Annotated in this window: 18 protein-coding genes; 11 read left to right on the top strand and 7 right to left on the bottom strand. The window is 59.4% G+C overall.

What is annotated here, in order from left to right; all coding sequences use genetic code 11:
• Positions 1-199 precede the first annotated feature (199 nt).
• Positions 200-1,132 (top strand): hypothetical protein, encoded by a 933-nt coding sequence (locus tag BX591_RS31020; protein ID WP_111935139.1) that lies wholly within the window; start codon positions 200-202, stop codon positions 1,130-1,132.
• Between the two features lie 80 nt (positions 1,133-1,212).
• Here BX591_RS31020 and BX591_RS31015 read toward each other — a convergent pair whose 3' ends face one another.
• Positions 1,213-1,425 carry a hypothetical protein gene (locus BX591_RS31015; protein WP_111935138.1) on the bottom strand — a complete coding sequence of 71 codons (213 nt, stop codon included), beginning with the start codon at positions 1,423-1,425 and terminating at the stop codon, positions 1,213-1,215.
• A gap of 73 nt (positions 1,426-1,498) precedes the next feature.
• Between BX591_RS31015 and BX591_RS31010 the strand changes: the two genes are divergently transcribed.
• The gene (locus BX591_RS31010) at positions 1,499-2,215 is read left to right on the top strand and encodes an O-methyltransferase (RefSeq protein WP_111935137.1); all 717 of its coding nucleotides are present in this window, start codon (positions 1,499-1,501) and stop codon (positions 2,213-2,215) included.
• A gap of 26 nt (positions 2,216-2,241) precedes the next feature.
• Here the strand turns inward: BX591_RS31010 and BX591_RS31005 are convergent, their stop codons facing one another.
• Complete coding sequence (locus BX591_RS31005; RefSeq protein WP_111935187.1) at positions 2,242-3,195, bottom strand: LysR family transcriptional regulator; 954 nt, start codon at positions 3,193-3,195, stop codon at positions 2,242-2,244.
• 113 nt (positions 3,196-3,308) lie between these two features.
• Between BX591_RS31005 and BX591_RS31000 the strand changes: the two genes are divergently transcribed.
• Both BX591_RS31000 and BX591_RS30995 read left to right on the top strand, forming a co-directional pair.
• Positions 3,309-4,472 (top strand): alpha/beta fold hydrolase, encoded by a 1,164-nt coding sequence (locus BX591_RS31000; protein ID WP_111935136.1) that lies wholly within the window; start codon positions 3,309-3,311, stop codon positions 4,470-4,472.
• A 48-nt stretch (positions 4,473-4,520) separates the two neighbouring features.
• Positions 4,521-5,312 carry an MBL fold metallo-hydrolase gene (locus BX591_RS30995; protein ID WP_111935135.1) on the top strand — a complete coding sequence of 264 codons (792 nt, stop codon included), beginning with the start codon at positions 4,521-4,523 and terminating at the stop codon, positions 5,310-5,312.
• Between the two features lie 54 nt (positions 5,313-5,366).
• Here the strand turns inward: BX591_RS30995 and BX591_RS30990 are convergent, their stop codons facing one another.
• Positions 5,367-6,347 carry an AraC-like ligand-binding domain-containing protein gene (locus BX591_RS30990; RefSeq protein ID WP_111935134.1) on the bottom strand — a complete coding sequence of 327 codons (981 nt, stop codon included), beginning with the start codon at positions 6,345-6,347 and terminating at the stop codon, positions 5,367-5,369.
• Between the two features lie 438 nt (positions 6,348-6,785).
• Here BX591_RS30990 and BX591_RS30985 point away from each other — a divergent pair, with 438 nt between their 5' ends.
• The 4 genes from BX591_RS30985 (at position 6,786) to BX591_RS30970 (ending at position 10,461) form a co-directional block, all read left to right on the top strand.
• Positions 6,786-7,130: a hypothetical protein gene (locus BX591_RS30985; protein WP_146749839.1), complete on the top strand. Its 345-nt coding sequence runs from the start codon at positions 6,786-6,788 to the stop codon at positions 7,128-7,130.
• Positions 7,127-7,807 (top strand): alpha/beta fold hydrolase, encoded by a 681-nt coding sequence (locus BX591_RS30980; RefSeq protein ID WP_111935132.1) that lies wholly within the window; start codon positions 7,127-7,129, stop codon positions 7,805-7,807. Before BX591_RS30985 ends, BX591_RS30980 begins: the two co-directional genes overlap by 4 nt.
• Positions 7,808-7,933: 126 nt before the next feature.
• Positions 7,934-9,418, top strand: coding sequence for a catalase (locus tag BX591_RS30975; RefSeq protein ID WP_111935131.1), 1,485 nt, complete (start codon positions 7,934-7,936; stop codon positions 9,416-9,418).
• Between the two features lie 275 nt (positions 9,419-9,693).
• Positions 9,694-10,461, top strand: coding sequence for an alpha/beta fold hydrolase (locus BX591_RS30970; RefSeq protein WP_111935130.1), 768 nt, complete (start codon positions 9,694-9,696; stop codon positions 10,459-10,461).
• 222 nt (positions 10,462-10,683) lie between these two features.
• On the opposite strand, the gene BX591_RS30965 is transcribed toward BX591_RS30970, so the two are convergent.
• A complete protein-coding gene (locus tag BX591_RS30965) occupies positions 10,684-10,830 on the bottom strand; it encodes an alpha/beta hydrolase (RefSeq protein WP_111935129.1) in 147 nt (48 codons plus the stop codon).
• A gap of 143 nt (positions 10,831-10,973) precedes the next feature.
• On the opposite strand from BX591_RS30965, the gene BX591_RS37400 reads away from it, so the two are divergent.
• Positions 10,974-11,150, top strand: a complete 177-nt coding sequence (locus tag BX591_RS37400) for an Lrp/AsnC ligand binding domain-containing protein (RefSeq protein ID WP_244147009.1) — start codon at positions 10,974-10,976, stop codon at positions 11,148-11,150.
• Between the two features lie 112 nt (positions 11,151-11,262).
• Here BX591_RS37400 and BX591_RS30955 read toward each other — a convergent pair whose 3' ends face one another.
• Positions 11,263-12,927 (bottom strand): ABC-F family ATP-binding cassette domain-containing protein, encoded by a 1,665-nt coding sequence (locus tag BX591_RS30955; RefSeq protein WP_111935128.1) that lies wholly within the window; start codon positions 12,925-12,927, stop codon positions 11,263-11,265.
• 285 nt (positions 12,928-13,212) lie between these two features.
• The gene (locus BX591_RS30950) at positions 13,213-13,827 is read right to left on the bottom strand and encodes an HAD family hydrolase (RefSeq protein ID WP_111935127.1); all 615 of its coding nucleotides are present in this window, start codon (positions 13,825-13,827) and stop codon (positions 13,213-13,215) included.
• Positions 13,828-14,147: 320 nt separating this feature from the next.
• Here BX591_RS30950 and BX591_RS30945 point away from each other — a divergent pair, with 320 nt between their 5' ends.
• Positions 14,148-14,717 (top strand): nucleotidyltransferase family protein, encoded by a 570-nt coding sequence (locus tag BX591_RS30945; RefSeq protein ID WP_111935126.1) that lies wholly within the window; start codon positions 14,148-14,150, stop codon positions 14,715-14,717.
• Between the two features lie 45 nt (positions 14,718-14,762).
• On the opposite strand, the gene BX591_RS30940 is transcribed toward BX591_RS30945, so the two are convergent.
• Positions 14,763-15,242 (bottom strand): winged helix-turn-helix transcriptional regulator, encoded by a 480-nt coding sequence (locus BX591_RS30940; RefSeq protein ID WP_208459624.1) that lies wholly within the window; start codon positions 15,240-15,242, stop codon positions 14,763-14,765.
• Positions 15,243-15,315: 73 nt separating this feature from the next.
• Between BX591_RS30940 and BX591_RS30935 the strand changes: the two genes are divergently transcribed.
• Entirely contained in the window at positions 15,316-15,567 is a 252-nt protein-coding gene (locus BX591_RS30935) for a tautomerase family protein (protein ID WP_111935125.1), read from the top strand.
• The last annotated feature ends 283 nt before the right edge of the window (positions 15,568-15,850 follow it).

Genomic DNA, 15,850 nt, shown 5'->3' with positions numbered 1-15,850 from the left:
ACATCAGTGTTAAGAACAGTGCGGTGCTCGCCATGCGGATCGGCAAACGATATGGCGTGCCCATCCATGAAGCCCCCTGTTCAGCGCAGAAGCCCACAACCTGAGGTAGTCTTTCGCAAGCGGTCCAGCAGCAGCGACCTGACGGATCGAATCCGGCCGTATGACAACGTTTTCAGTGACCAGATGGAGGGTACTTACCGTGGCTACGAAGAATGGCGGTACGCTGTATGTCCTGCAGGCGCGTCCGCCTGCGATCATCGCTTTGTCACCCGACGGTTCGCACGAAGTCGTGCTCGCGAATCTGACCCGCACGCCCGACGGCATCAAGGTCGATCCTGAAGACCAGGTCGTCTACTGGACCAACATGGGAACCGGCATCCATCTGATCGACAGCGATCCGGCGTCCGGCGCGGTGCCCCCGAACGACGGCACGATCGAAAGCGCGAAGCTCGACGGCAGCGAACATCGCGTGCTGGTCCCATCCGGTCAGGCCGGCACACCGAAAGAACTCGTGCTCGACAAGGAAAGCGGTCACCTGTACTGGTGCGATCGCGAAGGCATGCGCGTCATGCGCGCGCGGTTGGACGGCACGGAGGTGACGGAACTCGTGCGCACCGGAAATTTCCCCGACGATACGGCCGACGCGACCCGTCATTGTGTCGGCATCGTATTGGACAAGGCCAACGGGCATGTCTACTGGACGCAGAAGGGACCACCGGATGCAGGCAAGGGCCGCATCTTCAGAGCGGGTATCGAGCTGCCCGCCGGTGCGCGACCCGACCAGCGTCCGGATGTCGAATTGTTGCTGGCCGACTTACCGGAGCCGATCGATCTCGATCTCGATCACCACGAGGGCGTGCTGTACTGGACCGACCGCGGCGACGATACGCAAGACGGCAATACACTCAATCGCGCGAGGATCACGGCGTCCGGATTGGTCGATCGCGAAGTACTGGCCCGTGAGTTGAAGGAGGGCATTGGCGTGTCGCTCGACCCACAGGGGCGGCGCGCATTCGTGACCGATCTGGGCGGTAACGTGCGCGAGTTGGACATCGATACCGGGCATGAAGCGCACTTCACCACGGTGGCTCATCTGGGGCCGCTGACGGGTATCGATTACGCGGAAATCTAGATTGAATCCGTCAAAACCGCCCGGCACTCAGCCGGGCGGTTTTGTCATGTCGATATGTCGAGGGCTTCAATCGTCGCGGCTTACTGAACGAAATCGAAGCGCCGCAACGCGCAAAAGATAGCTTGGGTAGCAGCGCACCGAATGCCGCGCATTGGATGCAGCAGGCGCGCCGTCCCGGTGGCCCTTTCGCCAGCATCCCGTTCTTTCACGACAAGATCGTCTACCGCGACGTGGCGGTGTCGTCTGCCGACGCCGGCAGGCGCCAGCATGGCCGGATTTTCGAAGTCGGCCAAAATATTTGCTCTCCTCAAACGTCTCTCTATGTTCCGCACACTTCATTAGCCAAGTTGGGCAAGAGGAGAACCTATGACTTCGACAACCACGGCACTTCTGGAACGACTTCACGAACAGAGCCTGACGGAAGTACTGGCCCGCGCGCGGGCCCAGTTTCACGGGTCGAGCGAGGAGTTCATGACGCTCGCCGACGAATACGACATGCTCGCACCTCGACTGCGCGGGCGATTTCTGGAATCGCATGGCCTGACTAGCGAAGATTTCCAGTCCTCGCAAGGTACGGCGCTGTCGTTAGCCGTCACCCCGGAAATGGGGAAGTTTTTATACAACATGGTGCTTGCCCACAGGCCGGCACGGATTCTCGAACTCGGCAGCTCTTGTGGCGTGTCCACGCTGTATTTCGCCGACGCCCTTCGCACGATGGGCAGCGGTATCGTCGTCGCGACCGAGCTCGACCCGGGGAAGTGCGCACACCTTCGAGCCCATGTGAGCGCGGCGGGGGTGGACGCGCATGTCGATCTGAGGGAAGGTGACGTGTTCCAGACCATTGCCGAACTGCACGGTACGTTCGACCTGGTGTTTATGGACGTATGGGCTGACGCGTATCTGGATCTGTTCCGGCGCATCGAGCATCTGCTTCGTCCGGGCTCGATTGTTCTCGCCGACAACATGTACACCGCCGAGGACGCCGTGTGGCCGTACAAGCAGTACCTTGAAGGCAACCCACGCTTTTCGACCACGACGTTGGGGTTCGAGTCGGGGGTTGAATTTACGGTCGTTGCTGCCTAGTTGGATAAACAACGGGAGCCAGTGGTTCAACGGTTGCTTCGGGAGCCTCGGCGGCCGCTTTGCCGCGGCGTTTCCTCGCGATCCCATGGCGGTTCGTCGCCGAATGTTTCGGCGAGGTAATCGACAAAGCGACGTACCTTGAGCGGTATGCGCCGCGCACTGGGATAAATGGCCTGAATCGTCAGATTCGCAGCCCGATACGCTGGAAGCAGGGCGACGAGTTCGCCGCGCCGGAGGTGCTCGCCGAATACGAAGGTCGGGCCGTATGCGATGCCGGCGCCGGCGAGTGCGGCGGCAAGCAGCATTTGCGTATTGTTCGCGGCCATTCGGCATGGTCCGTCGATGAGGTGCGCGCGGTTTCTCGCATCCAGCAATGTCCAGTCGCCGGCCGAGACGGCCTCGCTGAAAACGAGTCTTTGCGCACGCATCACGTCAGCCGGCTTGCGCGGCGTTCCATGGCGCTCGAGGTAGGCCGGAGACGCGCACATGACCATTCGGCATGGCGCAAGCCGGCGCGTCACGAGCTGAGGGTCTTCCAGGCGACCGATCCGGATGGCGACATCGACACCCGCGTCGATGAGATCGACATAGCGGTCTCCCAGCAGCACCTCCACGTTGACGTGCGGGTGATCCTCCAGGTAGCGTGCCACGACGTCACCTAAGTGCATCGCGCCGAACGTGACCGGCGCCGCGACGCGCAGCACACCGCGCGCCGTGGCTTGCGAGTCGCTCGCTTCTCGTCCCGCTTCGTCGAAGGCTTCGAGAATCCGCTTGCAGCGTTCGTAGTAAGTCTGGCCGGTATCGGTCAGATTCAAGCGCCGTGTGGTGCGTTGGAGCAGCCGGGCATTCAGCTCGGACTCAAGGGCGCTCACGTGTTTGCCCGCCATCGCCGCTGACAGGCCGAAGCGGCGTGCCGCCGCGGCAAAGCTGCCTTCTTCGACGGCGGCGACGAATACGCCAAGGCTCGTCAGTCGATCCACATTGTCCTCCAATTCGATAACGCTATTATCGACTGATAACACCGAATCGCCAATTATCAAGCGAGCGACTTGAATCTACCATCTCCCCATAACCTAAGGAACAAGGAACGGAAATGGAAATCAAGTCGAACGGTACGCGGATTCACGTCTCGCAGCGGGGCAGCGGCGAGTTGGCCCTGGTATTCCTGCACTACTACGGCGGCTCGTCGCGTACCTGGGACGCGGTGGCAAACGCGTTGTCCGACCGGTATCGAATCGTCGCCACCGATCACCGCGGCTGGGGCGATTCCGCAGCCCCGGACGAGGGTTACCGCATCGCCGACCTTGCCGCCGACGCCGAAGGCGTCATCGAAGCGCTGGCGCTGCAGCGTTACGTTCTGATCGGTCATTCGATGGGCGGTAAGGTCGCGCAGCTCATCGCGTCGCGTCGGCCACGCGGGCTCGAAGGCCTCGTGCTCGTCGCGCCGTCGCCTCCTTCACCGATGCTGCTTTCCGACGAGCAACGCGCGACGTTGACCGGTGCGTACCAATCGCGCGAGTCGGTCGAATTCGTTATCGATCATGTCCTTACCGCAAAGCCGCTCGACGCCGCTTGCCGCGAGCAGGTCATCGGCGACAGCCTGAAGGCCGCACCCCAGGCCAAGGCGGGCTGGCCGAACGTGGCCATGCGCGAAGACATTACCGAGGCCATGGCGTCGATCGACGCGCCGGCCATCGTCATCTCGGGCGAGCTCGACCAGGTGGATCGCGTCGCAACGCTGCAGGCGGAACTGCTGCCTCGCATCCCGCACGCGGCGTTGTATGTCCTGCCTGGAGTGGGGCACCTGTCGCCGCTGGAGGCACCGGCTGAGGTGGCGCGGCTGATTGCCCGCTTCGTGGCCGCGATCGAAGGCAAGTCCATCGTGTGCAGCTCCCCCGAGCAGGTTCCGGTCGCTTTCGACGCGGCGCTGAACGCCGGCGATCTTGATGCCGTGCTTGCTCTGTTCACCAATCAAGCCACGATGCGGATGACGGGCGGCGAGGTGGTGCAAGACAGCCCGGCCGAATTGCGTAATCACCTCGCGCAGTTGCTGACATCGCGCCCGCGCATTCGCAACGAGGTGCGTCGTGTGCTGACAAGCGGCGACATCGCGCTCGTGCTGCTTGACTGGACGCTGAGCGTGACGCTACCGGACGGCCGGGAGCACGAAGAGCGCGGTACCGCGACGCAGGTCATGGAAAAGGGACGAGACGGCGGATGGAGGCTGCGAATCGCCAATCCGCTCGGGTTGAACTGAATGGCATGGGCGGTATGACGCCATCACCGACCGACAAGGAACGACATCATGAATCAACTATCCATCACGACGATTCCCATCCTGCCGTTCGGCATGGTCCACTGCCACCTGGTTGTCGGTGCAAGAGGTTGCATCCTCGTTGATACAGGCACGCCGGGCTCGGAGGACAAGATCGGGCGTGCGTTGAAGAAACTCGGTCTTGGAGTCCGCGATGTCACGCTGATCGTGGTCACTCACGCGCATACAGACCATGCCGGCTCGGCTGCGCGACTGCGTGAACTGACGGGCGCGCCGATCCTCGCTCATGCGGCAGATCTGGACTATTACGAGCGGCGCAAGGAGATGACGTACTGCGTCGCGCACTGGTGGGGGCCGCTCTTTTTGCGCTCAGGGTTGCCCGGCGAACCGTACCTGCCGTTCACACCGGACATCTTGTTGCAAGACGACGCCAGCCTTGATCTCGGTTGCTACGGAATCGACGGCGTGGCAATGCACACGCCGGGTCACACGGCCGGTTCCGTGTCGGTCGAACTAGAAAGCGGCGACGCGTTAGTCGGCGATCTGGTCGCCTCCGGGGTCTTTCTTGGGGGATTGATACGCAAGGGACACGCCATGCGCCCACCCTTCGAAGACGATCCGCAAGCGGTCGGCGAAGAGTTGCTCGGCATGGTGGACGCGGGCATGCAACGCTTTCACATGGGGCACGGCGGTCCGCTTCCCGCCGCGGAAGTGCGGCGGCACGCCCTCTCATTGCAGAACCAGAAGCCCGGGCGTCAGTACGGAATGCAGACCGTCGGGTGTGACTGCTCGAGGCGCAAGCTGGCTGAGCTGGGTGACTAGCGCATGGCCGGCTGCGCTTGCTGAGATGCGCGATGCTGGCGTGAGGAAAGCTCTCTATGCGGCCTTTCGAAACTCACGAGGCGTTATGCCGAAAGCCGCTTTGAATGACTGACTGAAATGCGGCAGGTTATTGAAACCCCATGAGGAAGCGATATCCCCGATGGCGCGATTGACCTGCCCCCGGTCTTCGAGATCTCTCGCACACCTGGCCAATCTTCGCTCCCAGATGTACTTCTCGACCGACTGACCGTCACTGGCGAAAACCGAACTCAGGTATCGCTTCGAGATTCCCAGATGCTCGGCGACATCCGCGGGCGTCAGTGAATGATCCCGCAGGTTCGTTTCAATAAAGGCTCGACCACGGTAGGCAAGCATCGTCCTCGTGACGGTGTTCCCTGCCGCTCCTGGAGATTTGTCATCCGGTCGCGACATGAACGCCATCAACGCCATGTCTATTGCCTGTTCGGTCAGCCGTTGCGCGACATCGGTGCTGAAGCTTTCAAAGTTCTGCGCCAGCGAGCCGACAAAATTCTTCGTCATGGCGCCCAGCGGACTGTCCGTCGAGACGACGGTCGCCGTATGATTTTCGATGGAGCCGATCTGCTTGCGTACAAGGGTTCTTGGGATCTGCAAAACCAGCTGGGATTTCGGCTCGGGAAATTCAGCGCGGAATGTTTTCGATGTATCCAGCAAGGTGATGTCGCCTGGCCTAAGAACATTGCGCCGGTTGTCCTGTTCGACGATCGCCTCTCCGGTCATCTGTATGCAGACGAATACCTGTTCTTCACCAACCTGTGAGATTTTTGGCTTGACCCGAGCTATGGTATGCGACGTCGCTACGATTTCAATCAGGTTGATTGGCGTCGAAAGATGGGCGGTAAGCGATCCTGAGAAGTCTTCATCTATCGCGCTCGAACACTCCAGATGAGTCAAAAGATTCGCGACCCCGCTTTGCCAGAAGGCCAGCCTCGCGTTCGGCGGCACGCGGTCAGTGGCAATAATGACGGGGGCTTTGCTCATCGTTGTACTGTTCATGCGCGTGCACCCCTTTCGAAAAGCTGTAGAGAGACTCAGACCCTCTGCGCGCTCGGCAGAATAGTCATCCCGACAGCGGAATGTACCGTCCGTTTCTTCGTGCTGCCGCCCAACGCTTCGTGATGATAGACGAAGTCAAATTTCTGCGCGACCCAGGTCAAACTTTCGTCAAAGAGAATAAAGAATGTAGTGAGGCGGCACAGCCATGGCGCGGCGTTATCGCTCCGTTACACTACGAGCACGATGCGAAGTCAAGTGAGCCAGTACTACCAGTTGCATGAACACCATTCGCGTTCGGCGTATAGAACTCGCTCATAACACAGGGCTGACATACGGCGCGGCTATTCTCCCGGCGCCCGAGCAGTCCGACGAACTCCACGCTGCTGTTATCCGACCGTAATCTGAAACACAAAATAAAGAGTACATAAGAGCCGTGACTTGCAACGCGGGCTTGCCTGCCTGAATCACCATTCGCTCGATGCCTTGAAGTTTTTTCGTCATGGTGGAGAAGAAGCGAGGGGTATGGATGGCATCGCGGTTCCGGACAGCGCGCCTGGCAGTGCAATTACCGAACTGGTCCGCGAGCAGGTTATACCCTTTCTTAAAGCCCACGTGATTGCAGACAGGAGCCTTATCTTCATGCAGGCACCTTTTGCAGCGTTGTCGTCAGTCAGCCTGGCGATCCTGATTGTCTGCTTCAGAAGTGCCTCTGTCGTGCCGTTTCAATCCCGCGTCTTCTCTCAATTGTATGTCGGACAACGTTCATTAAGGAAGCAACCATGAGTCAATCTGTAACTGCCGTACTCGTCCATGGAGCATGGGCAAATGCTGGATGCTGGTCCAAAGTCATTCCGCTCCTGCATGCAGGCGGATTATCCAGCGTCGCCGTGCAATTGCCGTTGACCTCGCTGGAGGACGACGCCGCTGCAGTCAAACGGGCGCTCGCGTTGATTGAGGGGCCGGTGGTGCTGGTCGGTCACTCTTATGGTGGCGTCGTTGCGACTGCGACGGGCAATGACAGCAAGGTGCAAAGTCTGGTATTTGTCGCCGCCTTTGCACCTGACGAAGGCGAGTCGGCAGGTGCACTCGGCGCCAGCGCTGATCCGGCGCCACTCGGTGCGGAGATTCGGCCCGATTCACAAGGCTTTCTCAAGCTCACGCGAACCGGCATCGATGAGAGCTTCGGTCAGGACCTGCCGGAAGATGAACGATTGGTGGTCTTCGTCACACAGGGTGCGACGGCAGCAAAGGCATTGGGAGACGTCGTCTCGGCACCCGCTTGGAAGTCGAAGCCATCCTGGTATGTCGTGGCCGAACAGGATGGAGCGATTCAACCATCGTTGCAACATAGAATGGCAGACAGGGCGAAATCGCAAAAAACGTCGGTAGCGTCCAGCCACCTTGTCATGCTCTCTCACGCGGCAAAGGTAAGCGACGCGATCCTCGCAGCGGCTAAATAGGCACCGCCCAATAGAGCGAGTCGGCGCGCAGGTGGCTGAAGAAATAACCCATCGCACGCCGGCATTCTCTGACGCATTTTTCTCACTCCGCACTCAACTCCCTTCCGACATCCCACAGAGAAAGCCATGAGCAAATTGACGACGGCGTTTGGAGCCCCGGTACCTGACAATCAGAACACGCAATCGGCCGGCCCGCGTGGACCCGCGTTGCTTCAGGACGTATGGTTTCTCGAGAAGCTGGCCCACTTTGACCGTGAAGTCATTCCCGAGCGTCGTATGCATGCCAAAGGGTCCGGCGCCTTCGGTACGTTCACGGTCACGCACGACGTCACTGCCTACACCCGAGCCAAAATTTTCTCCGAAGTCGGAAAAACAACGGAGATGTTTGCGCGCTTCTCGACGGTCGCTGGAGAGCGAGGCGCGGCGGACGCAGAGCGTGACATCCGCGGATTCGCGCTCAAGTTTTATACCGAAGAAGGTAACTGGGATCTGGTCGGCAATAACACGCCAGTGTTCTTTTTGCGCGATCCCCTGAAGTTTCCGGACCTCAACCACGCAATCAAGCGTGACCCGAGAACGGGGCTGCGCAGCGCGGAGAGTAATTGGGACTTCTGGACCCAGTTGCCTGAGGCACTTCACCAGATCACCATCGTGATGAGCGATCGAGGCATTCCTCGGACGTTCAGGAATATGCACGGGTTCGGTAGCCACACGTTCAGCCTCATCAACGCGGCTGGCGAGCGTTTCTGGGTAAAGTTTCACATGCACACGCAGCAGGGCATTGAGAACATGACCGACGCGCAGGCCGTGGAACTGGTTGGGTCCGACCGCGAAAGTCATCATCGGGACCTGTACGAATCAATAGAAAAGGGAGAATTTCCGCGCTGGACTTTGTATTTCCAGATCATGCCGGAGAAGGAAGCCGCGACCTGCAAAGTGAACCCGTTCGATCTGACCAAGGTCTGGTCGAAAAAGGACTATCCGCTCTTTGAGGTTGGTTTTTTTGAACTCAATCGCAACGCCGAAAACTGGTTTGCCGATGTCGAACAGGCCGCTTTTAACCCGGCGAACGTAGTCCCTGGGATCAGCTTCTCACCGGACAAGATGTTGCAGGGCCGACTGTTTTCTTATGGTGACGCGCAGCGATACCGGCTCTCCGTCAATCATCACCAGATTCCGGTTAATGCACCGCGCGGCGCTCGCCACTACAACAGCTATCACCGCGACGGCGTGATGCGTGTCGATGGGAACCAAGGTGGGACGACGCCCTATAACCCCAACACGAAGGGCGCGTGGCTGGATCAGCCTGACTTCAGCGAACCTCCGCTCTCTATCGAGGGTGCGGCGGATCATTGGAATCACCGTGTCGACGACGATTACTTCTCACAACCTGGAGACCTGTTTCGCCTTATGTCGGAGGCGCAGCGTCAGGTGTTGTTCGAGAACACCGCGCGTGCCATGCATGGCGTTTCCCATGCAGTCAGAGACCTGCACATTGAAAACTGCGGCAGAGCAGACCCGGCATATGGGGCGGGCGTACGCCACGCGGTTGAAAGCCTTGATGCGTCGGTGACGACCAGTGTGAGATCCGAACCAGAGACGTCGAAGTAATCTTGCTTGCTCGAAGCGTGGCTCTCAGAAGCCCGGCCACGCAAAACGAGAAATGCCGTCGGCGATGCTTCGCAGGAAAGTAATCGCGAATACTTGCCTTGCGAATATCAATGGCAGCGGAGACATCGGCGTAGCTGAAACGGCTGTCTTTACCCTGTGAGGAGTTGCTGCCCGGCTTCGACAATTCCGCCGGCAGAGTTGTTTCGCCACTAGCTGTGCTTCAAAACCTGCAGCCAAACATGACTGCACTCAACCAGATTACCTTGAGAACCAAAATGAAAGTGACTTTCCGCCTTAACCGTATCCTTGCCGCACTCACTCTTTCGGCTGCAGTATTCGGCGCTACAGCCGCCACGGCAGCGCCGGTAAAGAATGTTGTACTCGTTCACGGCTACTTCGCCGATGGCTCAGGCTGGCAAGCCGTTTCGAAGATACTGACGCGCGATGGCTATAACGTGTCCGTCGTTCAGGAACCGGAAACGTCGTTCGCCGACGACGTCAAGGCAACAAACCGTGTCGTCGACGCGCAAGGTGGCCCGAGCATCCTGGTTGGCCACAGCTATGGCGGCGCCGTGATCACGGAAGCAGGTAACAACGAAAAGGTCGCGGGACTGGTTTATGTTGCGGCCTTCCAGCCTGATGCAGGCGAAAGTGCAATGGATCTGGCCAAGAAAATGCCGGGGGCATCCACGGCAATCAAGGCGACCGCCGACGGCTATCTCTATCTGGATCAGGCAAGCTTCCGCACCGATTTCGCCGCCGACGTTCCCGCCGCTGAAGCCCGGTTCATGTCGGTCTCCCAGGTCATGCCGGCAGCCGCGTCGTTTGGCGCACCTATCTCGACGCCCGCCTGGAAGACCAAACCGAGCTGGGCTGTCGTCGCAACCGCTGACCGCGCGATCAATCCCGACCTCGAACGGTTCATGACGAAGCGTGCCGGTAGCAAGACAATCGAGCTTGATTCGAGCCACGTGGCGTACATCTCTCACCCGAAGGAGGTGGCGAAGCTGATTGAGCAGGCAGCGGAAAATTCGGGCAAGTAACGAGGGATTACATTCGCTACGCTGGAATGGCTCCGATGAGAAGCCATCCCAGCGTGAATGTCACCCAGGATTGAGCGCATTCGTGTTACGGCGTCTCGCTCCCGATCTGGAGGCAGGTCAATCACTGGCACACTCGGCGACGATTCACTCACGGTCTTGTGGAGCAATCCCACCGTGGCGACGCAGTTTTTCCGCCAGGTTTGGATGGTAATCTGCGATTTTTTAGCTGGACCATTTATGGTGCTGGCTTCCATACGGGTCGTTGGAACTTGACACAACGACAGTGGGGAAAGGTAGCTGATTCAACGGCAATTGGGAAAATCCGGTCGCGACCGATGTCGGAAAGACCGATGCGGAGGGGGCCGGCACTGCAACGGCTCTAAGAACAAGGCGTTATCTAAGGTTACGAGGCGCGGATCAATCCCGGTCTCGTAGGCCGTGGCAATGCAGCGCTCGTTCGGATTCGAACCAGCCATGCCCAGATCAGCCATTGTCTGAGTGCGTTCGACGCAATGCCTGCGATCATCGAGGCGCACCGTATCGCCCGGGAAGACTGTTTCATGGTGCGGATCGTGGTCGAAGATATGACCCACCTGGAGCTGGCGATCGACACGCTAGCGAAGTTCGGGCCGGTGACCACCGCTGTCGTGCTGGCGAGCTATCGCCGGAGACGATCCGCGCATCGCTAGCTTGAGCAACTACCAGGTAGCGCGGCGGGTGCCTGTTGTTAGTCCGATCAGCGACTGCACTAGGAACATTCACGTCGAGCCAGCGCCCGGTGGTATCTCGGCCGATGGTTTTCTACGCCGCGCCAGCCTGCTCGCGCATGCGACGAGCCTCGTCGCGCAGGAACTGCTGGTAGTCGTCCAGATCGCCGTCGAAGGGCTCGACGCCGCCCTTCGTGACCAGCCAGAACTCATCACATACCGCACGCAGCAGGGCCCGGTCGTGACTGACCAGCATCACCGTACCCTCGAACTCGTTGAGCGCCATGGCGAGCGCTTCTCGTGTGGCGAGGTCGAGGTGGTTGGTCGGCTCGTCGAGCAGCAGCAGGTTGGGGCGCTGCCACACGATCATGCACAACACGAGCCGTGCCTTTTCGCCGCCGCTCATCGTGTGAACTGCCTGATGAACCGTATCGCCGCTGAAGTTAAAAGTGCCGAGGAAAGTGCGAAGCGATTGTTCGGTGCTGCTCTGGCCAGGCGCGCGCATGTGCGGCGGCGTGTCCCTGGCAAGGCGGATCATGTGTTCCATCGGCGTGTCGAGCGGGCGCAGCACGTCGAGTTCCTGCTGGGCGAAATAACCGATATTCAGGCCCTTGCCCTCACTGATTTCGCCGGCAATCGGCGCCAGCGAGTGCGCGACCGTCTTCACCAGCGTGGACTTGCCCTGGCCGTTGGCACCGAGAATGCCGATACGCTGGCCCGCCAGCACGGAACGGTTGATGCCTCGCACGATAACCGTGGGCGGCGTGTCCGGCGGTGCGTCGGCCGGTGCGGGGTAGCCGAAGCTCGCGTCGAGCATCGACAACAGTGGGTTCGGGACGTTGAGGGGCTCCTTGAACTCGAAGGTGAATTCCGCATCGGCCAGCACCGGTGCGATCTTCTCCATGCGTTCGAGCGCCTTGACCCGGCTCTGCGCCTGTTTCGCCTTCGAGGCCTTGGCCTTGAAGCGGTCGATGAATTTCTGCAGGTGGGCGATCTTGTCCGCCTGCTTGGCCATTGCCGCCTGCTGCAACACGAGTTGCTCAGCGCGCATCTCTTCGAATTTGCTGTAGTTGCCGCCATAACGCACGAGCTTGGCGTTGTCGACGTGCACCGTCACCTGCGTCACTTCGTCGAGGAATTCGCGGTCGTGGCTGATCACGACGAGGGTGCCTTGATAGCGCTTGAGCCAGGCTTCCAGCCAGACCAGCGCGTCGAGGTCGAGGTGATTGGTCGGTTCGTCGAGCAGCAGCAGGTCGGACGGGCACATGAGCGCGCGCGCCAGTTGCAGCCGCATGCGCCAGCCGCCGGAGAAACTGTTGACCGGCTGGCTAAGCTGTTCAGCGGTGAAGCCAAGACCCTGGATCAGCGCCTGGGCGCGTGCGGGGGCATCGTGCGCGCCGGCGTCGTGCAGGTTCATGTAGGCGTGCGCCATGCGCATGCCGTCGTCGCTGGCCTCGGCGGCGGCGACTTCGGCCTGAGCGGCCAGCAGCACGGTGTCACCCTCGACGACGAAGTCCGTCGCGTTCTGCTCGGTCTCCGGCATGTCCTGCGCGACCTGACCCATCCGGTATGCGGCGGGAATCGAGAACTCGCCGCTATCTTCGTGCAACGTGCCGTTAAGCAGGCCAAAGAATGACGACTTGCCGGCGCCATTGCGGCCGACGAGACCAATCTTTTCGCCGGGGGTGAAGGTGATGGACGCGCTGTCGAGCACGACATTGACGCCGCGGCGCAGCGTGAGATTACGGACGGAAATCATAAGGAGCTACTTCGGAGAGGAGTCGCATGATAGCCGACCGGACGTGCGGGGCTGTTTCTTTTCTGAGCTGCTTGCGCTTTGCGGCAGCCACTGGACACGAAGCAAGGCAGGCCATGGCGTACAGGCTGTGGGCCGGCGAACATAGCGGGTAAAGGCGGCTACCGGTGGCCCTTTGCCCGAGGCCGACCGGCTGGGCGAGACCTGTAAGGACAGTTGGATTTTTCCAGAGCAGCCACTCGGTATCCAATGAGGCCGTCGAGTAATTGCAGTTTTCCTCGTTGCCGGCTACAGCAAGTCGAGCCGCCGCAATTCGGCGGATAGCGAGGCGGCCCCGGTGAACACGTGTCCGTGAAGACCCGCGCTGATCGCGCCTGCCACATTGGTCTCGAGGTCATCGACAAAGAGCGTCTCGGACGCGCTTGCGCCGAGGCGATCAAGACAGCGAAGGTAGACAGCAGCAGCCGGCTTTGCTGCGCCTAACGATGCGGACGAGTAGATCCGGTGGCCGAAAAGTTCAGCTACCGCGGGGTTAAGGAATTGGATGTGGTCAGACACCATCCGACAATTGTTTGTCAGAACCGCTACACGGTGTCGTACTGCAAGAGCCGTAGCGAGCGCCAGGACTTCCATGTTGGGCGATATCGAGGCGCGGCGAGAGACTAGCCAATCTTCGCGCGAGATGCGGCAACCTAGTAGGTCTCCCATTGTCTTCAGATACGCTTCATCGCTTATACAGCCTGCGTCTGCCCGATCTTCCAGGCCAGAGCCCCAAATCGCTTGATGCACAGTCTCGGGCGCTTGACCCGATAGCGCCGAGAGGTGATTGACCCGTGCCGAACGGTCGTAATGAGACAGGACGTCGTCCATGTCAAACAGGACCAGAGAAATAACCGCTGTCATTGAGCTGGTTTGCCTTCCAGGGGCGAACGTTAGAGTACCGTAGGGCGATGCGCGTCGGCACGGCTGAGGCTCCTATTGTGCGCCATGGGTCTGTGAGAGCGACAGGTACAGTTTCCGACCCGCGAATCTGGACAGCAGTGGCGAACAGCCTCAGTCGATTACGGTCCTATGCTCGCAAAGCTGCAATCGATACCACGCCACCCACTGGAAACGATCCGTTTTTCCCGCAGCGGGCAGACAACCCTTTGCCCAACTCTGACGAATGGCCCCGCGCACGATATTCTCTTCCCCTGCGATTACCCTATGATGCCCACGACCGAATGAGCCAAACCCTGGAGCAGGATCTCGTACAACTCGCACAAAGGAATCAATGGAACAAGCTGATTCTGGATCGAGCATCACATCTCGGTCTTGCAGACTGGTGGCTCACCGCCGGTTGCATCGCACAGTCGATATGGAATCTGGCCTCCGGTCGTGACGTTCATTCTGGCATCCGGGACTACGATCTCTTCTACTACGATCCCGACACGTCTTGGGCGGCGGAAGACGCCGTGATTGAAAAAACCGGGCGCCTGTTTGCGGATATTCCTGTCGAAGTGCAAATTCGCAACCAGGCCCGCGTGCCATTGTGGTATCCAACCAAATTCGGCACTCCGTTCGGCGCTGTAAGCCGTGCATCGGACGGCATCGATCGATTTCCGTGTGCGACCGTTGCAGTGGGTATCCGGCGCCACGAAGAGGGCGATGAGATTTACGCGCCGTTTGGTTTGCAGGACCTTTTCGACGGACGCCTGAGACCGAACAAACTGTTACCCATACCCGATGTGTACGCCGCGAAGACCGAGCGTTGGCTGCGGGAGTGGCCTCATCTACTGCGAGATTCCTGGTAGGTATGGGTTGGAATTTCGCATGTAACGGCCACTCGAACCGCGCGCCTATGAGCAAATTTGCAAGGCGATATCGGCTTGCGCAACCGTACGACCGTCTTCAGTAACGAACGCATTTTTCACCGTTTGACCTGAAGATCGCTCGACGAGGGACACGCGCCGTCCCGATGGCTGCAGATAAGTTTGCCCCCAGTCCAGCAGCATAAGCAATGCGGGACCAAGACCGCGGCCCTTTTCCGTGAGCACATATTCGTTACGTTCGCGCGCTCCCGGCTCCCGATAAGGCCGCGCGATCAGAATGCCTGCGTTGGTCAGTAACTCGAGCCGACTACTCAGAGCATGTTTTGATGCTCCGATATCTTCGCGTATCGCATCGAAGCGCGTCACGCCGTAAAACGCTTCACGCAGAATCAACAATGCCCAACGATCGCCCAGCACATTGGCCGTATGCGCTAACCCGCATTCGCTCACTGGAACGAGCGGACGATTACGCCGGATCTGCGATTCCGGTGGCGCTTTCTTTGACACACCTCACCCCCAATGCTAATCTGAGTCTGAATATCAGACTCAGATAGGTTACCTCATTTTTTGGAGAGACGTTATGCCTTTTGTTCACGTTCAGACGGTCGACGGCATCCTTTCTAGCGATCAGAAATCGGAGATGCTCAGACGCATCACTGATTTGATGGTCGAAATCGAAGGGCGCGGTGATCCATCGTTTCGCTCTTCAGTGTGGGTGCGGATCGATGAGCATGCACCGTCACAATGGAGTATCGGAGGGGTCATGCCGACGCCCGAAATGATCGCGGCAAGATTCCCGAAAACGACCGTGGGAGAGGCGATTTCGGACTGACATCGAATGACCGCGCTCGACCCAGGCTGTGTGGAAACCCGAGGAGATTGCAATGCGACGCATGATTGCTGACCGCCGCAGTGCGTTTGGTTGCCTTTGCGGCCATCAATGGGACGACGAGACTGCGAGCCTCTCCAACGCGTTCCAGACGAGTTTATGGCTTTTTTCAGGGCCTAAAGGGGTTCTCAGGACCTATCCGTGATTTTGTGGGCGAGGCATATCATGAAGGATGAATATCATGGATATGCCGATCATGAAAAAGAAACGTACTGTGGCCTCTCAG

The organism is Paraburkholderia bryophila, from assembly GCF_003269035.1.
Lineage (GTDB): Bacteria > Pseudomonadota > Gammaproteobacteria > Burkholderiales > Burkholderiaceae > Paraburkholderia > Paraburkholderia bryophila.
This window is presented reverse-complemented; position numbering and strand designations above follow the sequence as displayed.

What these genes read in the sequence shown, in the direction of transcription:
- BX591_RS31010 (WP_111935137.1), top strand. Translation starts at nt 1,499, where the DNA reads ATGACTTCGACAACCACGGCACTTCTGGAACGACTTCACGAACAGAGC.
- BX591_RS31000 (WP_111935136.1), top strand. Translation starts at nt 3,309, where the DNA reads ATGGAAATCAAGTCGAACGGTACGCGGATTCACGTCTCGCAGCGGGGC.
- BX591_RS30995 (WP_111935135.1), top strand. Translation starts at nt 4,521, where the DNA reads ATGAATCAACTATCCATCACGACGATTCCCATCCTGCCGTTCGGCATG.
- BX591_RS30990 (WP_111935134.1), bottom strand. Translation starts at nt 6,347, where the DNA reads ATGAACAGTACAACGATGAGCAAAGCCCCCGTCATTATTGCCACTGAC.
- BX591_RS30980 (WP_111935132.1), top strand. Translation starts at nt 7,127, where the DNA reads ATGAGTCAATCTGTAACTGCCGTACTCGTCCATGGAGCATGGGCAAAT.
- BX591_RS30975 (WP_111935131.1), top strand. Translation starts at nt 7,934, where the DNA reads ATGAGCAAATTGACGACGGCGTTTGGAGCCCCGGTACCTGACAATCAG.
- BX591_RS30970 (WP_111935130.1), top strand. Translation starts at nt 9,694, where the DNA reads ATGAAAGTGACTTTCCGCCTTAACCGTATCCTTGCCGCACTCACTCTT.
- BX591_RS37400 (WP_244147009.1), top strand. Translation starts at nt 10,974, where the DNA reads ATGCCTGCGATCATCGAGGCGCACCGTATCGCCCGGGAAGACTGTTTC.
- BX591_RS30955 (WP_111935128.1), bottom strand. Translation starts at nt 12,927, where the DNA reads ATGATTTCCGTCCGTAATCTCACGCTGCGCCGCGGCGTCAATGTCGTG.
- BX591_RS30950 (WP_111935127.1), bottom strand. Translation starts at nt 13,827, where the DNA reads ATGACAGCGGTTATTTCTCTGGTCCTGTTTGACATGGACGACGTCCTG.
- BX591_RS30945 (WP_111935126.1), top strand. Translation starts at nt 14,148, where the DNA reads ATGAGCCAAACCCTGGAGCAGGATCTCGTACAACTCGCACAAAGGAAT.
- BX591_RS30935 (WP_111935125.1), top strand. Translation starts at nt 15,316, where the DNA reads ATGCCTTTTGTTCACGTTCAGACGGTCGACGGCATCCTTTCTAGCGAT.